Raw genomic sequence first — 23,206 nt, 5'->3', positions numbered from 1 at the left:
TAGATAACATCGTATGATCGAGTTATACTTTTACATGCAAAGCAAAAAAGAATAGTAGTTTTATCTGCTTAGATCTAGTGTAGACTGAGACAGAAAGGTAATGGTCATAAGAATAGTTATGGATAAGTGCGCCTTTCAGCTGGATTTGGTTGGAAGGCTTTTATTTTGCCAAAAATTATTTTTGGAGGTACAAAATGCAAAACACACGGGTAACAGTAGCGACATTAAGAGAGAGGAAAGAAACAAAAACACCGATTACAATGCTTACAGCCTATGATTATACGGTGGCGTCTTTGCTTGATTGTGCGAAGATCGATATGATCCTGGTGGGAGATTCTCTGGGAAATGTTATTTTAGGATATGATTCGACAATACCGGTTACGGTAGAAGATATGATCCATCATGGTCGAGCGGTATGCCGTGGTGTCAAATATGCCATGGTGGTCATTGATATGCCATTTATGTCATATCAAATTTCAGCGGAAGATGCCGTAAGTAATGCTGGACGCATTATGAAAGAAACTCAGGCACAGGCTGTGAAATTAGAAGGTGGGATTGAAATTTTGGCTGCTGTGAAAAAAATACTAGCAGCCGGTATTCCTGTTATTGGTCATCTGGGACTTACACCGCAATCAGTCAATCAGCTTGGCGGCTACAAAGTTCAGGGGAAAGATCAAATCGCAGCCCAAAAGCTGATGGATGATGCAAAGGCTTTAGCTCAAGCGGGCGTTTCGGCAATTGTGCTGGAATGTGTGCCAGCGAAGCTTGCTGGTACGATAACAGCTGCGATTTCGGTGCCGACGATTGGAATCGGTGCGGGCAATGCTTGCGATGGTCAGGTTTTGGTCGTGAATGATATGATCGGCTTATCAAGTGGTTTTTCACCGAAATTCGTTCAGAAATTTACGGATATGAATACACTAGTGCTGGCAGCTGTTGCTGACTATAAACAGCAAGTGACAAGCAGACAATTTCCCTCCGAGCAGCATACCTTTAAAATTTCAGACGAAATTATTGAAAAATTATATTGAATGTTCATTAACTATAAAATAGGGGTGTAATCCATGAATATTAAAATCTTGCGTACAATAGCCGATGTTAAAAACTATATTCAAATAATACGTCGCCAAGGGAAGACAATTGGTTTGGTCCCAACCATGGGAGCTTTGCATGAGGGGCATTTAGCTTTGATGCATACAGCTAAACAAAAATGCGATATCGTCATTGCCAGTATTTTTGTGAATCCGATCCAGTTTGGACCAAATGAAGATTTTACGACCTACCCACGAGTCTTTGAGAGTGATTGTGTAAAACTGGAGAGTGAACGCGTGGATGCTGTATTTCATCCAGAGCCGTTAGAAATGTATCCGCAAGGGTTTAACACATATATTATGGTTGATGGAAGTAAAACAGATAAACTTTGTGGTGCTTCTAGACCAGGCCATTTTCGCGGCGTGGCAACCGTTGTGACAAAACTCATTCATATAATCGAATCGGATCAGGTTTTTTTTGGTCAGAAAGATGCCCAGCAGGTTGTTGTTATTAAACAATTTGTTCAGGATCTTAATATGAATGTTGTGATTCAAATGGTGCCGATTGTTCGCGATAAAGATGGGTTAGCGCTTAGTTCACGGAATACCTATCTGTCAGAAACTGAAAAAAAAGCAGCTTATATCTTATCAGCTAGCCTGAAAAAAGCGAAAAAAAACTATTTGGCAGGCGAAACAAATGTCGAAGCGTTAAAAAATCTTACGGCTGCTTCTATCATGAGTGAACCACTAGCTAAGATTGATTATGTTGAGTTGTATTCTTTTCCAGCATTGGGTCAAATAGAAATGGTCGATCAACCGGTTTTGCTAGCAGTTGCTGTGAAATTCGGTAAGACAAGATTGATTGATAATATTGTTTTTGGAGGTTGAACACGATGCTGCTAAATTTACTGAAATCAAAGATTCATTGCGCGGTTGTAACAGAAGCAAATTTACAATATATGGGAAGCATTACGATTGACAGCGATCTTATGAAAGCAGCACATATTTTGCCAAATGAAAGAGTGCAGGTGGTCAATAATAATAATGGTACAAGACTGGAAACGTATGTAATACCTGGCAAAGCGGGCTCCGGTGTTATCTGTCTCAATGGGGCAGCGGCTCGTCTGGTGCAGCCGAATGATATTGTAATTATCATGGCTTATGTTTTTATGCATCAAGAAGAAGCAGAGGTATACCAACCACTAGTTGTGATGGTAGATGCAAAGAATAAAATAAAAGAAATTCGTCATATTGAATACGAAAACCAATACAATTAAAAAACAGGTCCAACTCAACTGAGCTGGACCTGTTTTTTAGGATAATTCAAACATACCGGTATAGAGCTGATAATATTTGCCTTTTTTTTCGATAAGTTCATCGTGACTGCCGCGTTCAATGATTGTACCTTGTTCTAAAACCATGATCATATCTGCATTTTTAACAGTTGACAAACGATGGGCGATGATAAAGACGGTTTTCCCCTGCATGAGACTTTTCATACCCTCATCAATCAATTCTTCGGTTCTTGTATCAATTGAGGAGGTTGCTTCATCAAAAATCAATACAGGTGTATTGGCTACTGCCGCGCGGGCAATTGCAATCAGTTGCCTTTGACCTTGTGAAAGATTGATGCCATCGGCAGTTAAATCAGTTTCATAACCTTGCGGCAGATGCCTTATAAAGGTGTCGGCATTGGCGAGCTTTGCCGCATGGATAACAGTTTTATCACTTGCCGAGAGGCAGCCGTAACGAATGTTGTCCATAACCGTTCCTGTAAAAAGGTGGGTATCCTGCAAAACCATCGATAACGACTGCCTAAGAGAAGTTTTACTGATTTTGTTGATGGGAATTCCATCATATAAAATCGTACCCTCTGTTATATCGTAAAAGCGGTTGATTAGATTGGTAATTGTTGTTTTACCAGCTCCAGTTGAACCGACAAAAGCAATTTTTTGTCCACGTACAGCTTGCAAACTGATTCCTTTTAAAACGGGTTGATTGGCTTTATAGCCAAAAAAAACATTTTTGAATTCGATGTGACCGGTGAGGGGTTGATAGGTCAAAGTTCCATCTTTATGAGGGATTTTCCAGCTGAAAAGACTTAAGTCACAAGTCGTATCACCATTGATTGTATTTCTTTTGTCATCACTCGTTGTCAAGGTAATGGAGCCTTGATCTTCTTCTGGTGGTTCATCAATTAGACGGAAAATTCTTTCGGCACCAGCCAAAGCACTTAGCATCGTATTGAATTGCTGTGAAATACGTGTGATTGGCATAGAAAAATTACGGGTGAGCTGTAAGAATGCTATAACCGTACCAACCGACAAAATTCCATAAATCGCTAAGATACTGCCAAGAATGGTCGTAAGTGCATAATGGATATTTGCAATATTAGACATGATGGGCATGAGTATATTAGAAAAGATATTCGCATTTGTACTTACGCGACATAGGTCTTCATTTAATTTGCTAAAATCAGTTAAAGCATGTTCTTCATGACAAAAAACCTTTACAACTTTTTGACCATCGATAATTTCTTCAATGAAACCGTTGAGCTGCCCCAAAGCATTCTGCTGCTGTTTAAAATATAAGCGGCTTTTGCCACCGATCTTCTTCATACAATAAAAAATGAGAAAAAGCTGGAGTATAACGAGCACAGTGAGCTGCCAGCTAAAGACAAGCATTGTGGAAAATACGCCAAGCAGGAGCAGCGATGCTGCTACAAAGTTTGCAACACTATTGGAAAGCATTTCGCGCAGGGTATCGGTATCATTGGTGTATAGACTCATCAATTCACCATGTGTATGCTGGTCGAAATAATGTATCGACAATGCCTCCATTTTATGGAATAAGTCCTGGCGTATCTTATATAATGTTTTTATTGATAGTAACAGCATCAGCCGCATATAGGTGTAAGATGCGGCTGCACCCAGGCCATAAATGATTCCCATATAGAACAATATTTTAATGAAACCTTGTTGTAGATCTTCATTATAATTTTGCGCAAGTGGTAAAATGAAATCGTCAATGATATATTGGAGTAAAGCGGCTCCAACGACTTGGGCGGCGCTGCTGCAAACAATGGCAGCAAAAATAAAGCAAAAGAGAAATTTGTCTTCCCTCATATAACAAAAGATACGGCGAATGGTTGGCCAGATGTTTTTTGGCTTTTCACCAATGGGATGTTGGAAATTCATTGCTTTTGGCTTTGGCATATCAAGACACCCCTTTCTGCTGGGATTTATAAACTTCTTGGTAAATTTTATTCGTTTGCAGAAGTTCTTGGTGTGAACCAAAGGCATCAATTTTACCATCGTCCATAACAATAATTCGATCTGTATCGCTTAAAGATGATATTCTTTGTGCGATGATGATCGTTGTTGCATTTTGCACTTGTTCTTTTAACGCTTTACGGAGCTTGTTTTCGGTTGCTGTATCAATGGCACTCGTTGAGTCATCAAAAATAATGATCTTTGGTCTTTTCAACAATGCTCTGGCAATACAAAGTCTTTGTTTTTGACCACCGGAGACATTTACACCATTTTGACCTAAATTGGTATCATAGCCTTCAGGCCATTGCATAATAAAGTCATGCGCTTGGGCTGCTTTGCAGGCAGCAATAATTTCGGCTTCGGTAGCATCTTTTTTACCCCAACAAAGATTTTCGCGAATAGTACCTGAAAACACAAGGTTTTTTTGCAGAACCATCGCCACGGTATCACGCAGTGCTGGCAGACGATATTTTTTTACATCTTTACCATCAACGAAGACTTGTCCAGTGCTGGTTTCATAAAGACGGGGAATTAGCTGAACTAAGGTGCTTTTGCCTGAGCCTGTGCCACCAATGATACCAATCGTTTCACCGGCTTTTATTTTAAGGTTGATATGGGATAATACTAGATTTTGCGAAAGTTCATCATAGGCAAAGGAGACATCACGGAATTCAATTGAACCATTTAGTGGTGCGGCATAGCCGGCTTTATTTTCATGAATAGCGGGATGTTCGTCGATGATTTCGGATATGCGTCCTAGGGATGCTCGTGACAGTACAGAAATAATCATAAGCATCGAAATCATCATAAGTGAAATTAAAATTTGCATAATATAACTGATAAAACTAGAAAGTTCGCCGATTTCCATAGTAGAATTGATAACGAGACTGCCGCCGAACCATAAAACGGCAATGATGCAGCAATACATGCAAATTTCCATGAGCGGCATATTTAAAATAACCAGTTTTTCCGCAAAAAATTGAGCGCTTCGTACGGCTTCAGCGGATTTTGCAAATTTTTGCTTTTCATAGTTTTCTCTTACAAAAGATTTTACAACGCGAATATTTATCAAATTTTCCTGAACAATACTATTCATGCTATCATAATTTTTGAGCATAGTTAAAAAACGTGGATGAGCTTTAATCAAAATAAAATATAAAGCAATTGATAAAAAGGGAATTGCTGCAAAAAAAATCAGTGATAAGCGGGGATTCACATAGATGGCCATACACGTTGCACCGATAAGCATAATTGGGGCACGAAAGGCTAGACGCAGCAATAACATAAACGCATTCTGCGTATTGGTTACATCCGTTGTCAGCCTGGTAACTAAAGATCCTGTAGTGAATTTGTCGACATTGATAAATGAAAATTCTTGTACTTTGGCAAAAAGCAGAGTTCGTAGATTTTTGCCGAAGCCGATGCCAGCCTGTGCAGCAAATTTACCGGCTAAGGCACCAAAAAATAAAGAGCAGCAGGCCATAACAATCATGAGTAATCCCATTTTTACAGTATAGTCAATACCGCCGTTTCCCTGGATACCATGATCGACAATGGAAGCCATAATCCAAGGAATCCATACTTCAAGCAAGACTTCGATTCCAATCATCAGTGGCGTTAAAATGGCATATTTTTTATAAGTCCCTAAACAGGGTAGTAGTTTTCGTATCATACTTATACACATGTCCTTCTATTTTGTTATTATATTGTGGCGGTCTTTGCAAATATCTTCTACGACTAGTTTGATGATGACCATGCAGGGAACGGCAAGAAACATTCCAATGGCGCCATGGAGTTCCCCACCGAAAATAATACTCAAAATAATCGCTACTGGATGAAGATTTAGTGATTTGCCTATTAAATAGGGATAGATGATATTGTGATTTACTTGTGTAAGGATGATGTAGAAAATCAAAGTCTGTGCACCGTAGACTGGTGATTGTGTAGTTGTAAGGATCGTTCCAAAGGCTGAAGCGAGTGTTGGACCAACGACAGGGACAAATTCACTAATGCCCGATACAGCAGCAAATACGGAGGCATAGGGAAGATCCCGGATCGTGAAATACAAAAACACGATGATACCCGTGATAAAACAAATGGTGATTTGACTGCGGATATAGGTGCGCAGTGCTTCTAATATATCATTGAATAAAGATAAGATTCTTGAATTATCTTTTCTAGGAAAGAGACCGACCATGTAATTTTTGATTTCTTCACCATCTTTTAATAAATAAAACGTAACAAACAAGATAATGACGAGGTCAATAAATTTACTAAAAATACTGAAGATAATACTTAACGAAGACGTTAAAGCTGATATGCTGAAAGCCGTCATTTCTTTTAGTAAAGATTCAATCTCCTGTGTGATAAAATCGGATATATGAAAGATCGGTAAATCCTGTAACGTATTTGAAATACGTGGTATATCGGCTATAAAAGCGGCAAAAGTCGGGATAAATGTTTTTGATACCAGTCCTAAAAATGTAATCACGGCAGCAATAAAAGTAAGTAAAATAATTCCCGATGCCAGGCTCCGCGGCATTTTTTTTGTCAATCGGTCAACACTGGAACGTAGCAAAAGCGTTAAGAGTAGTGAAATAAAACTGATAAAAGATAAGGATTGAAAAAACCAAAGCATGGAGAATAATAAAGAGAAACTGATTCCAACCAAGATTGATGTTCGATATTTAAGCCACATAGGGACCTCCTGTATATTTTATAGTTATGTGTAATGCTTTTATTATAACGTGTTTTTCTTTAAATTTCATATAAATAGAGCTTTTTAAAAAAATAAAAATATTTTAGTATTTTTGTATACAAAATACTAAAAAGTACTTGATTGAATATTGTATACATGATACAATGCATTTGTAAGGTAATTAAAACATAACTAATATTAATAGAAACAAGATTCGAAACCTTATGATAATTTTGAATCTTATAGCGAGAGAGAAAGGCTGGAGATTAAAAATGAGAAAAGAACATGATTTTTTAGGTGAAATGGAAGTACCGGATGATGTATATTATGGGGTGCAAACATTACGCGCTATGGAAAATTTTAATATTACGGGAGAACGATTGGACCGTGACTTCATTATTGCAATGGCCTTTGTAAAAAAAGCAGCAGCGATTGCAAATATGTCCACTGGTCGATTGGAAGCAAAAATAGGGAATGCTTTAGTCGCAGCAGCGGATGAAGTCATTGCTGGGAAATTACATGATCAGTTTCCTGTGGACCCGATTCAAGGAGGAGCAGGAACATCTGTTAATATGAACACAAATGAAGTTTTGGTAAACCGAGCTCTAGAAATTATTGGTGAAGCCAAAGGAAATTATGATATTATTTCTCCGAATAATCATGCAAATATGGCACAGTCAACGAATGATGCTTTTCCAACAGGCATCAAAGTATGTATTATACATAAAAGTATTTCACTGATCAAAGCATTGAATCGTTTGGTTGATGAACTTGAAAAGAAGGCCGTTGAATATAAAGATGTATTAAAAATGGGTCGTACTCATCTGCAAGATGCTGTGCCAATTACATTGGGGCAGGAAATGGCATCGTATGCATCTGCTATTCGCCGTGGCATCAAACGTATTGAATATGCAGTGGAAGGTGTCCATACCATCAATATGGGGGCTACAGCTGTTGGGACAGGTCTAAATGCAGAACCTGCATACATAAAGGCTGTAGAAAAAGCTTTATCAGATATTACTGGTGAAAAATTTATTACAGCGACCAATTTAATTGATGCAACAAATAATACAGATGGATTTGCAGATGTTTCAGGGTCACTCAAAGTAACAGCTTTAGTATTAGTTAAAATGGCAAATGATTTCAGACTTATGGCATCTGGTCCGCGCTGTGGCTTGAATGAAATCAAATTACCAGCTCGTCAACCAGGTTCTTCGATTATGCCAGGGAAAGTAAATCCTGTAATTGCTGAAGTACTGGATCAGACCTGCTATCAAGTTATTGCGAATGATATGGCAGTCAGCCTTGGCGTTGAAAATGGTCAGTTTGAATTAAATGTTATGGAACCAGTCATTGCGTTTAATTTATTTAATTCGATGCGTTATTTAACAAATGCAGTCAATACATTTGTTGATAAATTATTGATTGATTTGCAACCAAACAGACAGCAGTGTGAAACTTGGCTCGATAAGAGTGTGGGAATTGTAACTGCATTATTGCCGCATATTGGTTATGAAAATTCCTCCATGCTTGCGAAAGAAGCTTATAGTACTGGCAAACCAATTCGCCAAATTATTTTAGAAAAAGGTCTGCTCACCAAAGCGGCAATGGATCATATTTTGTCACCAGCTGAAATGACGCAGCCTGGTATTGCCGGCAGTGATCTTTTAAAATAAAAAATTCATATATTTAATGCAACTTATATAGTTGATACGTTATAAAAATAAATGGAGATTCCTGTAAAATTACAGGAATCTCCATTTATTTTATTTTAGCGGTTTATAATACAGTAATAATGGCTTGTGAACCATATAAAGGAGAAAAATATGAATTGGGAGCATCAGCAAGGACTTGATGGTACGACTTACTATGATCGCTTCAGCTGCTTTATTGTATAGCATGCTAAGCCAAATTGTATTGAGTCCCAGATCAATGAATAATAAAATCAGGCTGCTGGCGATAAAAAGTGTTTTAATGGAAATTTTTTTCTTATAGAAAAAATAACCATAAATGATACCAGCCAGAAAAGCACTCAGTGTAAATCCTGGGAAAAAAAGACCCGGGGAAAAGATCATACCACCTAATATATCAGCTATGGCGGCCATTAAACCTGTTTTCCAGGGACCAAATAACATGGCAAATACAGCAATGGGCAAAAAACCAAAGCTGATGCGCAGAAATGGTGTCTGGATGGCAAAAACATGCGTGAGAATTACCGTTAAGGCGATAAATACACCGCTAAAGACTACGGTTTTTGTTTTAGAAGAAAACAAAAAAACACCTCCTTATGTAATTTTAATAGCGACGTTGCTACATAAGAGAGATGTTCTCTATAATGTAACAGCGGGATGCAGTGGCTGTACCGCAAGCTCTTAGCTTTTCGTTCAGATGTCAACTCCCCGTTCATCTGACACTTGACGCACAACGACTTACTCTGCTAGTGATATAATTAAGAATTATAGACAAAAGAAAAAAATCCTGCTTTTAAATGAAGCAGCGTAATAAAAAATATAATTATAAATAAATTTAAAACGGTTGTTTCTAGCAGGAGATTGGTTTAAAAAATAGAATTAGTATATTAACAAAATAATCAAAAAACTTTAAAGGTTAATACGAGCCTAGTAAAATGGGGTGTTTTTTATGAAAGCAAGAGATATTATGGCAGATAATTTGATAACAGTAGGTCCAAAGACGACAATTCAGGAACTTGCCAAGATACTTGTTGAAAATAGGATTTCTGGTGTACCGGTAGTGGGGACTGATGGAAAGCTGTTGGGAATTGTCAGCGAAGGTGATCTTCTGCACAAAGAAGTTGTGCCAAGAATTCCTGATGCACTCAATATTTTAGGGGCAATTGTGTATTATAATGGTTTAAAACAATATAATGAAGATTTTAGAAAAATGATTGCTTTTTCGGCAGAGGAAATCATGACGGAAAAAGTCATTGTTGTCGATGAAGATGTTGATATTAGTGAAGTGGGAAAATTGATGATTGAACATCATATCAAGCGTATACCGGTAGTCAAAGCGGGCAATCTGGTCGGTATGATCAGCCGTACGGATATGATTCGAACTCTGATTGAATGAAATCATTAACTTTAATTTTTTCATTGAAAGGGGGAATGGCTAAAATCGTTAGGGTAAACCAGAAAAACAAGCAAAACAAAAATCTCTTAGTTATAGGAGATGATCGGAAAAGTTATATAAAAAAAGGGTTGACCGGATTTTCCGGCCAACCCTTTTTTGTTAGGTGTTTGCTAAGCGAATGGCGGTACGAGCCATGACTTCCATACCATAGAGTATACATTCCTCATCAATATCGAATTTTGGATGGTGATGCGGATAGGTGCTTTTAGCAGATCCGGTACCGATAAAGAAAAATGCACCAGGTACCTTATGAAGATAATAGGAAAAATCCTCACCAGACATAACGGGCGGAATTTCTTTAGCTTTAATATTGCTTTCGCAAAGATCAACGGCAGCTTTTATTGCTTTTGCATACAAGGGATTGTTAATGACGGCGGGACGTTCCATGACGGTATCAATGGTGTAAGTGGCTCCGTTGCCAGCACATATTCCCTGTGTAATCGTTTCGATTCGGTTGAAAATTAACTTTTGGATTTTTTTGGAAAACGAACGAACTGTACCTTCAATGACTGCTGTTTCGGGAATAATGTTGAATGCCTGTCCAGCATGAATGGAACCTACCGAGACAACACCCAAATCAAGTGGGTCAATGTTGCGGCTGACAATGGTGTTCAGACCTAAGATGATTTGGGCTGCCGTCAAGATGGGATCAATTGTTTGTTCAGGCATTGAGCCATGCCCACCTTTACCTGTGATTTTTATCTGGAATTTATCCGGTGCAGCCATTAGATTTCCGTAAGAAATACCAATCGTGCCTAATGGAACTGGCTGCCAAATATGTGCTCCGATAATAGCATCAATACCATCTAATGCACCAGCTGCGATTAACTCTTTAGCACCACTGGGGAATTCTTCTTCGCTGGGCTGAAATAGAAAGCGAAATGTTCCAGACAAATCTGCTTGTAAGTCGTTTAAAATACGGATTGTACCAAACAGAACCGCCATATGTCCATCATGTCCGCAGGCATGACAGGCTCCCTGATTTTGTGATTGATAAATTTGACCGCATTCATCTTGCAGTGGCAGTGCATCGATATCCGTGCGGATTGCAATGGTTTTGCCCGGTTTTCCCCCTTTGATTTCAGCGATAACTCCTGTTTTAGCTGCTTTATAAAAAGGAACTCCCAGCAATTGTAATTCCTGACATATTTTTTCTTGCGTTTTATATTCTTGACCACTCAGTTCGGGATGAACATGAAAATAGCGGCGTAAATTTACAGCCCAATCATAATGTTTTTTGGCACAGGCATAAATATCTATCATAGTATAAACCTTCTTTTCATATTAAAAATATATGCATTATTATAATATAGATCGATCGTTATGGCAAACGGGGAATTTTAATTTTCTCTAATTGAAAGGGATATGATACAATAATCAAAGAAGAATGTTATATCTTGGAGGTGCTTTATTTGCAAAACAAATTAGAAAAATATGCTCGCTTGGTTATTCATACAGGTGTCAATTTAAAAAAAGATCAATTGCTGGTGATCAATTCACCTATCGAATGTGCGCCGTTTACAAGACTCTTAGCGACGACTGCTTATAACGCTGGGGCAAAAGAGGTTATTGTAAGCTGGAATGACGAAAAACTCGAAAAAATTCGCTTTACTATGGCGCCGGAAGAAGTCTTTGATGCTTTTCCTGAGTGGCGAAAGCAGTTATATATTGGTTATGCCAAACAAGATGCAGCGTTTATTTCAATTGCAGCGTCCGATCCAGAAATCTTTAAGGCTGTGAATGCAGATCGAATGGCTAGAGCTCAAAAATCCAGCAGTACAGCATTGAAAGAATATAGAGAACGGATGATGAGCAACCAGAATGCTTGGTGTGTTGTTTCAATTCCAACAACTGCTTGGGCGGGAAAGGTTTTTCCCGAAATGCAAACCATAGAGGCTGTGGATAAACTTTGGCAGACTATTTTTCAAACGGTGCGGATTGATGATGAAAGTGATCCTGTGAAAAATTGGGAGCAACATTTAGGCAATCTTGAAAAAGCAAAAGATTTCATGAATCAGTATGCTTTTAAATATTTGCATTATAAGAATGCTGCCGGTACAGATCTAAAAATTGAACTTCCCGATGGACATCTTTGGATCAGCGGCGCTGAGTTGACACCAGATAAAAGACCGTTTGTAGCGAACATGCCAACGGAAGAAGTTTATAGTATGCCAAAAGCAGATGGTGTGAATGGAACGGTTGTGAGTTCAAAACCGCTCAATTATCATGGGAATTTGATTGATAAATTTACGTTGACCTTTGAGGCAGGAAAAGTCATCGCTTATTCGGCGGAGCAGGGTCAAGAAATACTGGCAAAACTTCTGGAAACAGATGAAGGGTCGGCGCGTCTCGGTGAAGTAGCACTCGTGCCGTACGATTCACCGATTTCAAATTCCAAAATTTTGTTTTATAATACATTATTTGATGAAAATGCATCGTGTCATTTAGCTTTCGGTAAAGCCTATCCGGTTTGTATTAAAAATGGGGAAAATATGAGTGCGAAAGAGCTACACAAAGCAGGCGTGAATGACTCTTTGGTTCATGAAGATTTTATGGTTGGAACCGAAGATTTAGAAATTACTGGTATTATGAAAGATGGCACAGAAGTCGCTGTATTTAAAAATGGAAATTTCGTTTCTTTTTAAACTAAACAAAATTTAATCTAAGAAAATGCGGCAGAGACACTTGATTTTGATCAGGGGTGTTTTTGCCGCGTTTTAAAGTTATTGAATTGTTTATTGCTAAATGGATTTGTTCTATATATAATATAGGTGCATGTATCATATGATGATTAAAAAGAAAGAAAGTTCTTTGTTTAAATTTAGATAATAAAGAATATGATAGAAGGTGCTGTGTATTTTAAAGGATATTTTTAATAAAGCGGTTGTGAAGGCGGTCTGGCCAATTTGGCTGGGGTATTTACCTTTAGGTTTTGCTGGCGGCGTTTTATCACAAAAAGTTGGATTGACTCCTTTCGAAGTGGGAGTTATGTCACTATTGGTTTTTGCTGGTAGTGGTCAGTTCATTGCGTTGGCAATGATGGGGGGAGCTGCATCGAGTACATCAATCATTATGACTACCTTTATTGTGAATTTGCGTCATATGCTGTATAGTTCAAGTTTGGCAGTTTACCTGATGGAAAAAAATAATACATATTTAAGTCTGTTTGCTCAAGGAATTACAGATGAAACCTTTGCAGTGAATATGAGCAAATTTGCGGGGGCTGAGACAGCGTGGAATGCAGATAAAGCGTTAGGTGTTAATATATTAGCACACGGTTGCTGGGTTTTTAGTAATGTATTAGGCAATGTTGCCGGAAATGTTTTGGTAATCGATATGGCTGTGGTGAGTTATACTTTGACGGCAATGTTCATTGGGTTATGGTCTTTTCATTTTGTTAATAAAAAACTCATTATTATTGGTGTGTTGTCGGGGTGTATCGCTTTGGCTTTATCGGGGATTTTGACGCATAAACTACATATTGTAACAGCGACACTGATTGCGGCGACAATAGGTTGTGTTGTTGAGGGGCGATGTGAAAAAAATGAGTAGTGAAGAAATCTTTGTTTGTACAATAGGCATGTGTATCGTGTCTTATATACCCCGAGTATTACCGCCGTTCATTTTAGCGAAAGTGAAATTAGCTCCTTGGATAGAGCGCTGGCTCAATTATGTGCCGACTTCGGTTTTTGGTGCATTGGTTTTTTCAGAAATATTTTTGGATGGCAATCAATTGAATTTTAATTTAACCAATATCAGCTTTTTGGCATCTATTGCTGTTTTTATTGTAGCAGTTAAAACGAAGTCGCTAAGTAAAAGCATTCTGGTAGGGATGGCTGCTTTTTGGATGTTAGAAAATATTATATAAAGTCTATTCGATAGCTTTGCCTGGTTGTTTTTTCGGGCAAAGTTCTTTTTTGACGATATCGAGCTAAAGAAGCAACCGGTTCATTTCGATTTTTCTTAGAATTTCATTGGATTTTGATTATTTTCATCAAGTTGTGTTACTATAAAGTTATAACAATAAATAGAGTGAGGTTTCTTATGAGTAAAATTTGTGTGTTAGCAGAAAAACCTTCGGTAGGCCGTGATTTAGCCCGCGTACTTGGTTGTACGAAATCGGGTAATGGTTTTATCGAAGGCAGTAAATATATTGTGACATGGGCGTTGGGACATCTGGTTACGCTGGCTGATCCCGAAGCTTATGGCGAAAATTACAAAACATGGAAGATCGATGAACTGCCAATTATGCCAAAAGAATTAGATTTGGTAGTGATTCGGCAAACTTCGAAGCAATATCATGCGGTAAAGGAACAGCTGCGGCGCAAAGATGTAACGGAAATCGTTATTGCGACAGATGCTGGTCGTGAAGGCGAACTTGTAGCACGCTGGATTTTAGAAAAAGCCCAAATTCATAAGCCTGTGAAACGATTGTGGATTTCATCTGTCACGGATAAAGCTATTAAAGAAGGATTTGCGAAACTTCGTGCTGGTAAGGATTATGAAAATCTATATCATTCGGCGGTAGCGAGAGCTGAGTCCGATTGGTATGTAGGTATTAATGCAACAAGGGCTTTGACTTGTAAATACAATGCCCAGCTTTCCTGTGGACGAGTACAGACGCCGACATTGTCAATCATTGCCATGCGCGAAAATGAAATTCATAATTTTATTGCGAAAACATATTATGGACTTAGTGCACAGTCTGGTACACTGAAATTGACATGGCAGGATGCAAAAAATTCAGGAGTGCATTCTTTTGATAAAAATAGAATGGATGATCTACTTAAATCGTTGGCAGGGGCACCAGCGGAGGTTGTACAGATCGAAAAAACAGCTAAAAAATCTTTTGCCCCACAGCTGTATGATTTGACAGAATTACAACGTGATGCCAATAAAATCTTCTCTTTTTCCGCCAAAGAAACGGTTTCAATTATGCAGAAATTGTACGAGTCGCATAAGGTATTAACCTATCCAAGGACGGATTCGCGCTATATTTCCGCCGATATCGTCCCGACACTAAAAGATCGACTGAAAGCATGTGGCGTTGGACCTTATACGAAAATTGCATTTCAGGCAGGCAAGCAAATTAAACCAAGTAAACACTTTGTGGATGATACAAAGGTATCGGATCATCATGCGATTATCCCGACGGAGCAATTTGTGAATTTGACGGCTTTAAGCGATAAGGAAAGAAAAATTTATGATCTTGTCGTAAAACGTTTTATTGCCGTTCTTTATCCGCCATTTGAATATGAGCAAACAACAATGACTGTGAAAATCAAACAAGAAAATTTTATGGCGCGTGGCAAGATTGTATCTAGTTTAGGATGGAAAGAAGTTTATCGGGGCATTTATGATGAGGACAAGAGCAACGAGACGATTGTCGAGCAAGCATTGCCGAATTTACATAAAGGTGATGTGCTAAAAGGCATAAAAGTGATGTTAACGCAGGGGCAGACAAAACCGCCAGCACCTTTTACGGAAGGTACGTTGCTGGCTGCAATGGAAAACCCGGTACAATATATGTCAGGTGACAGCAAATCATTAAAACAAACCATTGGTGAAACAGGTGGACTGGGAACGGTAGCAACAAGGGCAGACATCATTGAAAAACTATTTGGCAGCTTTGTGATTGAAAAACGTGGTCAGGATATCTTTATGACAGCGAAAGGACGTCAGCTTTTAGAACTGGTGCCAAATGATCTTAAAGAACCAGCACTTACGGCAAAATGGGAACAACAGTTAATTTCAATAGCCAAAGGATCACTGGCTCAGACGGCTTTTATTGGACATATTAAAGAATATGCAAAATTGCTTGTTCAGCAAATCAAAAATTCACAAGCCAAATTCCATCATGATAATATGACTCGGACAAAATGCCCGGAATGTGGGAAATTTATGCTTGAAGTTAATGGAAAAAAAGGTAAAATGTTCGTTTGCCAAGACCGAGAATGCGGGTATAGAAAATCGATTTCTTTGGTTACGAATGCTCGCTGTCCAACTTGTCATAAAAAGCTTGAAATGCGTGGCGAGGGTGAAGGCAAGATTTTTGTCTGTTCCTGTGGCTATCGGGAAAAATTAGCTTCATTCCAAAAAAGAAAAAGCAAGGAAAATGTCAATCGTGTGTCGAAAAGTGAAGTGGCACGATATTTAAATGAACAGAAAAAGCAAACAGAAGAACCGATCAATACGGCTCTTGCCGAAGCGCTGGCCAAGTTGAATTTAAAGTGAGCAGGAGGATATAGTAATGCTGAAAAAAATCATAATACTTGTATGCTTATTGCTGACGCTGTCTGGGACGGTTCTTGCGGTGAAGAATGATGCGAGTTTTAGTTATAAGGGAATAAAACTGGGCGATGATTATCAATCGATGACTGATAAAATAGGCAAGCCTCGTTTTGATCTAAGTAAATTGATTGCTGGTACCATGGTGACCTATTATATGTACAAAGATGATACAAAAATTGGTTTGGATACGCTCCATAATCAAGTTGTTGATATACAAATTGGCGATAAAAACTATGTTGATGCAAATGGTATTAAAATTGGGGCAACGCCATATAAAATGCAGAGAGTTTATGGAAAATCCACCAGAACGATGCTGGGCGGCAAACTGTTTTATATTTATGCGAATGAAAAAGATAAGCAGGAAAAACTGCTTTTGCAGCTAGATCCCGATGAGGGCTATCTGACCGAATTTCGCATCACAAATTTAATCATTGATGAAAATAGTGATATAAAAACCTCGGATGTCGATTTGAATCAGCCAGTGAATCCGAATGATGTCAATACAATCTATATGGGGTCCAAGGATGTTGATACTAGCCGTGTCAAAACAAACCAATCGTAAAAATTCGACCAGGAGGTAAATAATGCAGGGAAAAGTTTTGCGCTATGGCCTGATTTTATTTGGCTGCTTAATCAGCAGTGCGGCGATTAACTTATTTTTAGTACCAAATAATTTGCTCAGTGGCGGTATTAGTGGAATAGCAATCAGTTGTTATTACTTATTCGGGTTACCGATAGGTACACAAATGCTTATCTATAATTTACCGTTATTATTTGCAGCGTATAAAACGATGGGGAAAGCTTATACCATTGATGTTATTTTTGGCACAGTGTTATTTTCGCTTTGTATTGATGGAATGCAATTTTTGGAAGCTTACAATGTCGTTGACGATCCTATGTTAGCGGCGATTTATGGTGGTGTATTCACGGGGATTGGCTATGGAATTATTTTTCGCGTGAATGGTAATTCTGGTGGTCTCGATATTGTAGCTGCCATTGCAAAAAAATATTATTCATTGAACATGGGCGGCGTTATTTTTGCTTTTAATTGTGTGATTATGGTAATAGCTGCGATGCTTTTTGGCATAAAACCAGCCATGTTTACACTTATATCTATGTTTGTTAGTTCTTTGGTTACGGATAAAGTGGTAGCTGGCTTTAATAATAAAAAAACAATTATTCTAGTTTCCGATAAAACGGTAGATATTGCCGATGAGATCATCAAAGAGGTTGGTCGAGGGGTTACTTTTCTCAAAGGTGAAGGTGCTTTTACCCATCAGGAAAAAAAGGTTATTTTTGTTGTAGTGAATCTGACGCAGATTGCTAAAATAAAAATTATTGCGAATCTTATCGATCCAATGGCTTTTATGATTGTGCTTAGCGCCAATGAAGTAATGGGGCGAGGGTTTACTTTGCCGCGGGATAAAATTGATAAGATGATCAAAGATCGTAAAGAAAAAGAACATTTAGCAGCTTTTATTAAAAAATAAAAGCCATGAAAAAAAGATGCTGTGTGAAATCACGGCATCTTTTTCTACTAGTGTGTGCTTTTATTTGTTTAAAAAATCATCAAGGATTTCTTGGATGCGCGGACCGCAGCCGCGACCTTTACAGGCACCGCTTCCTGTTCCAACAGCCTTATTGACGGCTTCGACGGTATGACAGCCACTTACGATCGCTTTTTTTACAGCCATACGATTAATACTTTTGCAAGTACAGGTTTTGGTTAATTTATCGATAACAGCCGCTTGCAGATCTTCATTCATATAGAATCCCTCGTTTCTTGTATTTATTTTTTGCTGATTTGATAATATAATAGAATGATGAAAAAAATCAAGTATAATTTTGCAGGTGAAAAGATGAATTTATTAAAAAATTTGATTATGACAGCGAAAGGTGAAAGAAAAGCCGAGCTGGTTTTAAAGAATGCCGAAGTTTTCCACGTGTTTACGGGTGAATTTATCAAAGGTGATATCGCGATTGTTGAAGGGCGAATTGCTGGAATTGGAAACTATGAAGGGGAACAAGAAATTGACTTACGAGGGAAATATGTTACGCCAGGTTTTATCGATGGACATATTCACTTGGAAAGTTCGATGCTTAGTCCACTTGAATTTGCCCGTGCTGTTGTGCCAGCTGGTACGACAACGGTGATTGCCGATCCGCATGAAATTGCGAATGTTATGGGGATGGCGGGAATCCGTTATTTACTCGATGCGACAGAAGACTTACCGCTGAATGTCTACATGATGCTGCCATCTTGTGTACCAGCAACTCATTTAGAAAATTCAGGGGCAAAACTTTTGGCAGCGGATCTGGCAGAATTGATTAACCATCCACGAATTTTGGGGTTGGGAGAAATGATGAATTATCCGGGGGTTCTTGCAGCTGATCCGATGGTATTGGATAAAATCCGTTTGGCAAAGCATAAAAAAATTGATGGACATGCTCCGGGGCTGTCTGGTAATGATTTAATGGCTTATGCAGCAGCCGGGGTACAGTCCGATCATGAATGTGTAACACCTCATCAGGCAATGGAAAAATTGCGGGCGGGTATGTATATTATGATTCGTGAGGGTTCGGCCGCTAAAAATTTGCGTCCGCTCCTGCCAATGATTAATGCTTATACATCTCAATTTTGCTGTTTTGCCGCCGATGATCGCCACCCAGCCGATCTGATTGCAGAAGGACATATTAATCATATGGTAAAAGTTGCTGTAGAGGAAGGTATTCCGGTTGCGACGGCATTGCAAATGGCAACAATCAATTCAGCCCGGTATTTTCATTTAGAAGATACTGGGGCGATTGCACCCAAGTATAAGGCAGATCTTCTCGTCTTTGATGATTTGGAAGAATGGAAACCATGTATGGTTTTTAAAGATGGTGTTATGGTCGCAAAAAATAAAGAAACTTTATTTAATACTATGGCAAAAATCCCTGCGGATATTGAACATACCATGCATTTGGCACCAATCGATCCGGCTAAACTGAGAATTGCCGCATATGGTGATACGGCAAGAGTAATTGGACTGGTACCACATCAAATTATCACCAAAAATCTCATCATGAAAGTACCCGTACAGGATGGCTTCGTGATGGCTGATGCAAGTCAGAATCTATTAAAACTGGCTGTATTTGAACGACATCATGCGACTGGTAATATTGGGGTTGGTCTGGTACAAGGTTTTGGACTCAAAAAAGGTGCGATTGCTTCGACGATTGCACATGATTCGCATAATCTTATTGCAATTGGTGATTGTGATGAGGACATTATAGTAGCGGCAAAAGAATTAGAACGTATTCAAGGTGGTCTGGCCATTGTGGCTGGAGGAAAAGTTCTAGGATCGCTGGCACTACCAATTGCCGGATTGATGTCAGATCAGAGTGTTACTTTTGTTGAAGAACGCTTGTCCTTTTTGAAGAAAATTGCCCATGAACTGGGAATTTATGATTATTATGATCCTTTTTTGACGTTAGCATTTTTGGCATTGCCGGTTATTCCGGAATTAAAGCTTACGGATTTAGGTCTTGTTGACGTCGATACCTTTGCTTTGGTTCCAGTAATGGTAGAAGAAACTTCATCAGGAAAGGGGCCATGCTAATGTCTGATAAAATAATCGATATTGCCTTTGCCTTCATTTTTGGTTGGCATTTATTAACACGGCAGTGGCCTTTTGGCGATACCTTGCAAAGTGTCATGGATGTGGTTTTTGGTATTAGTATGCTGCTCATTTTGTTGAAATATTTTATTTTATGGAAACGTGGTCGTACACTTGCTGCTACACAGGGGCTGCAAGAAAATAAACGCAGCGGTAATCGTAATTTAACTGTAAGCAGTAAGAAAAAACGTCGTTGCAATCGGTAAAATCGATATTATAAGAAAAAACTTGGATTTTAAAAATGTTCATTGAATGGATTCGATTTATCGTCTGATCCGTGATAAAATAAAACAATATGTTAAACGGATATGAATTTTATGATAAGGAGAACAGATATGCCAAAACAAGCAAAAATAACCTATATGTTACATAGTGGCTTTATCGTTGAATTAGATCAAACTGTATTGGTATTTGATTATTTTAAAGATCCACACCATGATATAATTTCGGCAATGCAAACGGGAAAACAAATCTATGTTTTCAGTTCACATGTTCATTATGATCACTTTAATCCAGTGATTAGTTCGTTCCAAGAACACGTAGCGCAATACTTTTTAAGCTTTGATATTAAACAAAATCCGGAAGTGGAAAAAATTGATGCGAAAAAAGTGAATTATTTAGATATATATGATGAATATACATCAGATAACATTAAAGTGACATCCTTTAGTTCAACGGATGCGGGGATTTCGTTTTTAGTCGAAGTAGAAGGCTGGAATATTTTTCATGCTGGCGACTTTAATTGGTGGCACTGGAAAGGTGATACGGAAGAAAATAATTCATTGGCGAAAAATGGTTTTATGAAGCAGATGAAAAAATTGGATGGATTAGAAGCTGATGTAGCATTTTTCCCAGTGGATTTAAGGCTGGAGGAATTTTGTGATTTGGGAGTTAGGGAGTTTTGCCGCAGGACGACAGTCAAACAATTGGTTACGATGCATAATGCGCAAAATGCTCCATGGGTTCCAGCAAAAGACTTGTTTGAGCCAGAAAAGGATATTCAGCTTTGGATTCCAGTCAAACCAGGTGAAACTATACAAATAATAAAATAGGAGAGTTGATAAATGTCTAAAAAAACTTTAATGATTACAATCGTTACCATGTTTATGCTTCTTACAACGGGTTGTTTTGGTAGTGCAGCGGGACAGGCTGATACAAAAGCTGATGCAGCACCGTTAGCGACAAACGCCAAAAATAGAGTAGCTGTTTTTGATACAAATAAAGGTCAGTTTACAGTGGAACTTTTTGAAGATAAAGCTCCGCAGACAACAAAAAACTTTATAACATTGGTGGATAAAGGTTTTTATAACAATCTTATCTTTCATCGCGTTATTGCTGGTTTCATGATTCAAGGTGGTGACCCGGAAGGAACTGGTATGGGCGGTCCAGGGTATACGATTAAGGATGAATTCCATCCTGACTTAAAACATGATGCGCCAGGTATTTTATCGATGGCAAATGCTGGTCCTAATACTGGTGGTTCGCAATTTTTTATTACATTAGACAAAACACCATGGCTTGATGGTAAACATGCTGTTTTTGGTAAAGTTATTAAAAATATGGATGTTGTAAAAGCAATTGGCAAAGTTCAAACAGGTCCGAATGATAAACCGGTAGAAGATGTTGTTATCAATACAATAACGATTCAAGAACAAAAATAATGGATGCCTTCACTTATATTCTAGAATGTGCCGATGGAACATTCTATACGGGCTGGACAAGTGATTTAGAAAAACGTTTAGCAAATCATAACAGTAAAAAAGGAGCAAAATATACTCGTTGCCGTATACCGGTAAAACTGGTGTATTTTGAGAGCTTTATTACAAAACAAGAAGCACAAAAACGAGAGTATGCTATTAAACAATTAAAAAGAGATCAAAAATTACAGCTCATTAACAGCTTTGTACCAAAGCCGCTTTAAATTGAATGATTCTTAAATAGGGGCGGATCAGCCGCCTCTTTTATAAATCAGTGAAGGGCAACTAGTATGTTTTATGGTAGTCCTAAATGGGCTGCTGATGAATAAGGAAAGCAGGGGAATATATGAGTAAAGGATTTTTTTCAGGAATAATCGCAGAAGTAAAGAATTTGTTTGCAGAATCGAAGCAGGTTAAAATTACGGAAATAGAAGCAGATCCAAGCGAATTGGTGGAGGTTATTAGCGTTGATGAAGAATTGGCGGCGGTTCTCACGGCAGCTATTATGGCTTATGGCTATAATGATTTTAAAATTAAAGCCGTAAAACCAGTTGTCAATAAAAGGTGGAAGGAACTGGCACAAACGGAAAGTGGTAAGCAGCCATTTAAAAGATAAATAAAGTATTGACAGCAAAGCTGAAAGAGTGTAATATATTACAAGTCGCCAATAACAACGGCGAAAACAAAAACGAAATCACCGATTCACTTGTCTTTAACGCAAGTCATCAACTGGTTTCGAAAAAAGATATTGACAACCGCTTGCGGATGTGATAATCTATACAAGCTGACTTAAGCAAGTGCTAGCAACGTGTTCTTTGAAAACTAAACAATGTAGAAAACAAAAAGATATATGTACACCAACATGTATCAAGCCAGATGTGCGGTTTTCGAACGCTTGCGTTTGAAAACAACAACTAACAATTTCTTTTAACAAAAAAGATAATTTAGATTTTTAAAGAGCCTATCAAGGTTCTCTAATATAATTTATTGGAGAGTTTGATCCTGGCTCAGGACGAACGCTGGCGGCGTGCTTAACACATGCAAGTCGAACGGAACTAAGCTTAACACCGAATCTTTTAAAAGTAGAGATGTTAAGCCGGAATGCGAGTGGATGAAGAATGAATTCACCACGCATTTTAAAAGTGCAACACATCCAGTCAGAAGATTGGGTGTTGAGCTTAGTTTAGTGGCGAACGGGTGAGTAACGCGTAGACAACCTACCTTTTAGATGGGGACAACATCGCGAAAGCGGTGCTAATACCGAATGTTGTGTCTTTCCCACATGGGAAAGCTACTAAAGATGGCCTCTATATATAAGCTGTCACTAAAAGATGGGTCTGCGTCTGATTAGCTAGTTGGCGGGGTAAATGCCCACCAAGGCAACGATCAGTAGCCGGTCTGAGAGGATGAA

Annotated in this window: 23 protein-coding genes, 1 rRNA gene and 1 riboswitch; of the genes, 18 read left to right on the top strand and 6 right to left on the bottom strand. The window is 38.4% G+C overall.

All coding sequences use genetic code 11. The annotated features are described in order from the left end of the window. Window positions 1-194 precede the first annotated feature (194 nt). Genes panB through panD form a run of 3 tightly spaced genes read left to right on the top strand, consistent with a single transcriptional unit; the run spans window position 195 to window position 2,308 of the window. A complete protein-coding gene (panB, locus tag F606_RS0117320; protein ID WP_019555156.1) occupies window positions 195-1,031 on the top strand; it encodes a 3-methyl-2-oxobutanoate hydroxymethyltransferase in 837 nt (278 codons plus the stop codon). A 39-nt stretch (window positions 1,032-1,070) separates the two neighbouring features. Next, window positions 1,071-1,919, top strand: coding sequence for a pantoate--beta-alanine ligase (gene panC / locus F606_RS0117315; RefSeq protein WP_026329470.1), 849 nt, complete (start codon window positions 1,071-1,073; stop codon window positions 1,917-1,919). A 5-nt stretch (window positions 1,920-1,924) separates the two neighbouring features. Continuing rightward, entirely contained in the window at window positions 1,925-2,308 is a 384-nt protein-coding gene (gene panD, locus F606_RS0117310; protein ID WP_019555154.1) for an aspartate 1-decarboxylase, read from the top strand. 36 nt (window positions 2,309-2,344) lie between these two features. On the opposite strand, the gene F606_RS0117305 is transcribed toward panD, so the two are convergent. From F606_RS0117305 to F606_RS0117295, 3 genes are all read right to left on the bottom strand, one after another. Beyond that, window positions 2,345-4,246: an ABC transporter ATP-binding protein gene (locus F606_RS0117305; protein ID WP_019555153.1), complete on the bottom strand. Its 1,902-nt coding sequence runs from the start codon at window positions 4,244-4,246 to the stop codon at window positions 2,345-2,347. 1 nt (window position 4,247) lies between these two features. Next, window positions 4,248-5,912, bottom strand: a complete 1,665-nt coding sequence (locus F606_RS0117300; RefSeq protein WP_211210095.1) for an ABC transporter ATP-binding protein — start codon at window positions 5,910-5,912, stop codon at window positions 4,248-4,250. 81 nt (window positions 5,913-5,993) lie between these two features. Further along, complete coding sequence (locus F606_RS0117295) at window positions 5,994-7,001, bottom strand: AI-2E family transporter (RefSeq protein ID WP_019555151.1); 1,008 nt, start codon at window positions 6,999-7,001, stop codon at window positions 5,994-5,996. Between the two features lie 272 nt (window positions 7,002-7,273). Here F606_RS0117295 and F606_RS0117290 point away from each other — a divergent pair, with 272 nt between their 5' ends. Then, complete coding sequence (locus F606_RS0117290; protein WP_019555150.1) at window positions 7,274-8,677, top strand: aspartate ammonia-lyase; 1,404 nt, start codon at window positions 7,274-7,276, stop codon at window positions 8,675-8,677. Between the two features lie 90 nt (window positions 8,678-8,767). Here the strand turns inward: F606_RS0117290 and F606_RS0117285 are convergent, their stop codons facing one another. After that, complete coding sequence (locus F606_RS0117285) at window positions 8,768-9,274, bottom strand: folate family ECF transporter S component (RefSeq protein WP_019555149.1); 507 nt, start codon at window positions 9,272-9,274, stop codon at window positions 8,768-8,770. Between the two features lie 66 nt (window positions 9,275-9,340). Then, a riboswitch (THF riboswitch) is annotated at window positions 9,341-9,440 on the bottom strand. 201 nt (window positions 9,441-9,641) lie between these two features. Between F606_RS0117285 and F606_RS0117280 the strand changes: the two genes are divergently transcribed. Then, on the top strand, window positions 9,642-10,088 hold the full coding sequence (locus F606_RS0117280; protein WP_019555148.1) for a CBS domain-containing protein: 447 nt from the start codon (window positions 9,642-9,644) through the stop codon (window positions 10,086-10,088). A 159-nt stretch (window positions 10,089-10,247) separates the two neighbouring features. Here the strand turns inward: F606_RS0117280 and F606_RS0117275 are convergent, their stop codons facing one another. Continuing rightward, the gene (locus F606_RS0117275; RefSeq protein ID WP_019555147.1) at window positions 10,248-11,411 is read right to left on the bottom strand and encodes a M20 metallopeptidase family protein; all 1,164 of its coding nucleotides are present in this window, start codon (window positions 11,409-11,411) and stop codon (window positions 10,248-10,250) included. Window positions 11,412-11,560: 149 nt separating this feature from the next. Between F606_RS0117275 and F606_RS0117270 the strand changes: the two genes are divergently transcribed. The 6 genes from F606_RS0117270 (at window position 11,561) to F606_RS0117245 (ending at window position 17,929) form a co-directional block, all read left to right on the top strand. After that, window positions 11,561-12,793 (top strand): aminopeptidase, encoded by a 1,233-nt coding sequence (locus F606_RS0117270; protein ID WP_019555146.1) that lies wholly within the window; start codon window positions 11,561-11,563, stop codon window positions 12,791-12,793. A 202-nt stretch (window positions 12,794-12,995) separates the two neighbouring features. Beyond that, entirely contained in the window at window positions 12,996-13,700 is a 705-nt protein-coding gene (locus tag F606_RS0117265) for an AzlC family ABC transporter permease (protein WP_019555145.1), read from the top strand. Continuing rightward, complete coding sequence (locus F606_RS0117260) at window positions 13,693-14,016, top strand: branched-chain amino acid transport AzlD family protein (protein WP_019555144.1); 324 nt, start codon at window positions 13,693-13,695, stop codon at window positions 14,014-14,016. The genes F606_RS0117265 and F606_RS0117260 overlap by 8 nt, the downstream gene beginning before the upstream one ends. Before the next feature lie 176 nt (window positions 14,017-14,192). Continuing rightward, on the top strand, window positions 14,193-16,382 hold the full coding sequence (locus F606_RS0117255; RefSeq protein ID WP_019555143.1) for a DNA topoisomerase III: 2,190 nt from the start codon (window positions 14,193-14,195) through the stop codon (window positions 16,380-16,382). A gap of 16 nt (window positions 16,383-16,398) precedes the next feature. Beyond that, window positions 16,399-17,001 carry a hypothetical protein gene (locus F606_RS0117250; RefSeq protein WP_019555142.1) on the top strand — a complete coding sequence of 201 codons (603 nt, stop codon included), beginning with the start codon at window positions 16,399-16,401 and terminating at the stop codon, window positions 16,999-17,001. Window positions 17,002-17,023: 22 nt separating this feature from the next. Beyond that, complete coding sequence (locus F606_RS0117245; protein ID WP_019555141.1) at window positions 17,024-17,929, top strand: YitT family protein; 906 nt, start codon at window positions 17,024-17,026, stop codon at window positions 17,927-17,929. A 60-nt stretch (window positions 17,930-17,989) separates the two neighbouring features. Here the strand turns inward: F606_RS0117245 and F606_RS0117240 are convergent, their stop codons facing one another. Then, a complete protein-coding gene (locus F606_RS0117240; RefSeq protein WP_019555140.1) occupies window positions 17,990-18,205 on the bottom strand; it encodes a (2Fe-2S)-binding protein in 216 nt (71 codons plus the stop codon). 93 nt (window positions 18,206-18,298) lie between these two features. Between F606_RS0117240 and ade the strand changes: the two genes are divergently transcribed. The 7 genes from ade to F606_RS0117205 form a co-directional block, all read left to right on the top strand. Then, window positions 18,299-20,041: an adenine deaminase gene (gene ade / locus F606_RS0117235; RefSeq protein ID WP_019555139.1), complete on the top strand. Its 1,743-nt coding sequence runs from the start codon at window positions 18,299-18,301 to the stop codon at window positions 20,039-20,041. Then, on the top strand, window positions 20,041-20,304 hold the full coding sequence (locus tag F606_RS0117230; protein ID WP_019555138.1) for a hypothetical protein: 264 nt from the start codon (window positions 20,041-20,043) through the stop codon (window positions 20,302-20,304). Before ade ends, F606_RS0117230 begins: the two co-directional genes overlap by 1 nt. A gap of 129 nt (window positions 20,305-20,433) precedes the next feature. Then, window positions 20,434-21,150 carry an MBL fold metallo-hydrolase gene (locus tag F606_RS0117225; protein ID WP_019555137.1) on the top strand — a complete coding sequence of 239 codons (717 nt, stop codon included), beginning with the start codon at window positions 20,434-20,436 and terminating at the stop codon, window positions 21,148-21,150. Between the two features lie 12 nt (window positions 21,151-21,162). After that, a complete protein-coding gene (locus F606_RS0117220) occupies window positions 21,163-21,759 on the top strand; it encodes a peptidylprolyl isomerase (RefSeq protein ID WP_019555136.1) in 597 nt (198 codons plus the stop codon). Beyond that, on the top strand, window positions 21,759-22,019 hold the full coding sequence (locus F606_RS0117215; RefSeq protein WP_019555135.1) for a GIY-YIG nuclease family protein: 261 nt from the start codon (window positions 21,759-21,761) through the stop codon (window positions 22,017-22,019). Before F606_RS0117220 ends, F606_RS0117215 begins: the two co-directional genes overlap by 1 nt. Window positions 22,020-22,141: 122 nt before the next feature. Further along, window positions 22,142-22,411 carry an OadG family protein gene (locus F606_RS0117210; protein WP_019555134.1) on the top strand — a complete coding sequence of 90 codons (270 nt, stop codon included), beginning with the start codon at window positions 22,142-22,144 and terminating at the stop codon, window positions 22,409-22,411. A 368-nt stretch (window positions 22,412-22,779) separates the two neighbouring features. Further along, a 16S ribosomal RNA gene (locus F606_RS0117205) occupies window positions 22,780-23,206 on the top strand; the annotation flags it as partial.

This window comes from Propionispira raffinosivorans DSM 20765, assembly GCF_000381065.1.
GTDB lineage: Bacteria > Bacillota > Negativicutes > Selenomonadales > Selenomonadaceae > Propionispira > Propionispira raffinosivorans.
This window is presented reverse-complemented; position numbering and strand designations above follow the sequence as displayed.

Bases quoted from the DNA above. Each gene is read 5' to 3' on its own strand.
- panB (WP_019555156.1), top strand. From the start codon at position 195: ATGCAAAACACACGGGTAACAGTAGCGACATTAAGAGAGAGGAAAGAA.
- panD (WP_019555154.1), top strand. From the start codon at position 1,925: ATGCTGCTAAATTTACTGAAATCAAAGATTCATTGCGCGGTTGTAACA.
- F606_RS0117305 (WP_019555153.1), bottom strand. From the start codon at position 4,246: ATGCCAAAGCCAAAAGCAATGAATTTCCAACATCCCATTGGTGAAAAG.
- F606_RS0117300 (WP_211210095.1), bottom strand. From the start codon at position 5,912: ATGATTGGAATCGAAGTCTTGCTTGAAGTATGGATTCCTTGGATTATG.
- F606_RS0117295 (WP_019555151.1), bottom strand. From the start codon at position 7,001: ATGTGGCTTAAATATCGAACATCAATCTTGGTTGGAATCAGTTTCTCT.
- F606_RS0117290 (WP_019555150.1), top strand. From the start codon at position 7,274: ATGAGAAAAGAACATGATTTTTTAGGTGAAATGGAAGTACCGGATGAT.
- F606_RS0117280 (WP_019555148.1), top strand. From the start codon at position 9,642: ATGAAAGCAAGAGATATTATGGCAGATAATTTGATAACAGTAGGTCCA.
- F606_RS0117275 (WP_019555147.1), bottom strand. From the start codon at position 11,411: ATGATAGATATTTATGCCTGTGCCAAAAAACATTATGATTGGGCTGTA.
- F606_RS0117260 (WP_019555144.1), top strand. From the start codon at position 13,693: ATGAGTAGTGAAGAAATCTTTGTTTGTACAATAGGCATGTGTATCGTG.
- F606_RS0117255 (WP_019555143.1), top strand. From the start codon at position 14,193: ATGAGTAAAATTTGTGTGTTAGCAGAAAAACCTTCGGTAGGCCGTGAT.
- F606_RS0117250 (WP_019555142.1), top strand. From the start codon at position 16,399: ATGCTGAAAAAAATCATAATACTTGTATGCTTATTGCTGACGCTGTCT.
- F606_RS0117245 (WP_019555141.1), top strand. From the start codon at position 17,024: ATGCAGGGAAAAGTTTTGCGCTATGGCCTGATTTTATTTGGCTGCTTA.
- F606_RS0117240 (WP_019555140.1), bottom strand. From the start codon at position 18,205: ATGAATGAAGATCTGCAAGCGGCTGTTATCGATAAATTAACCAAAACC.
- ade (WP_019555139.1), top strand. From the start codon at position 18,299: ATGAATTTATTAAAAAATTTGATTATGACAGCGAAAGGTGAAAGAAAA.
- F606_RS0117230 (WP_019555138.1), top strand. From the start codon at position 20,041: ATGTCTGATAAAATAATCGATATTGCCTTTGCCTTCATTTTTGGTTGG.
- F606_RS0117225 (WP_019555137.1), top strand. From the start codon at position 20,434: ATGCCAAAACAAGCAAAAATAACCTATATGTTACATAGTGGCTTTATC.
- F606_RS0117220 (WP_019555136.1), top strand. From the start codon at position 21,163: ATGTCTAAAAAAACTTTAATGATTACAATCGTTACCATGTTTATGCTT.
- F606_RS0117215 (WP_019555135.1), top strand. From the start codon at position 21,759: ATGGATGCCTTCACTTATATTCTAGAATGTGCCGATGGAACATTCTAT.
- F606_RS0117210 (WP_019555134.1), top strand. From the start codon at position 22,142: ATGAGTAAAGGATTTTTTTCAGGAATAATCGCAGAAGTAAAGAATTTG.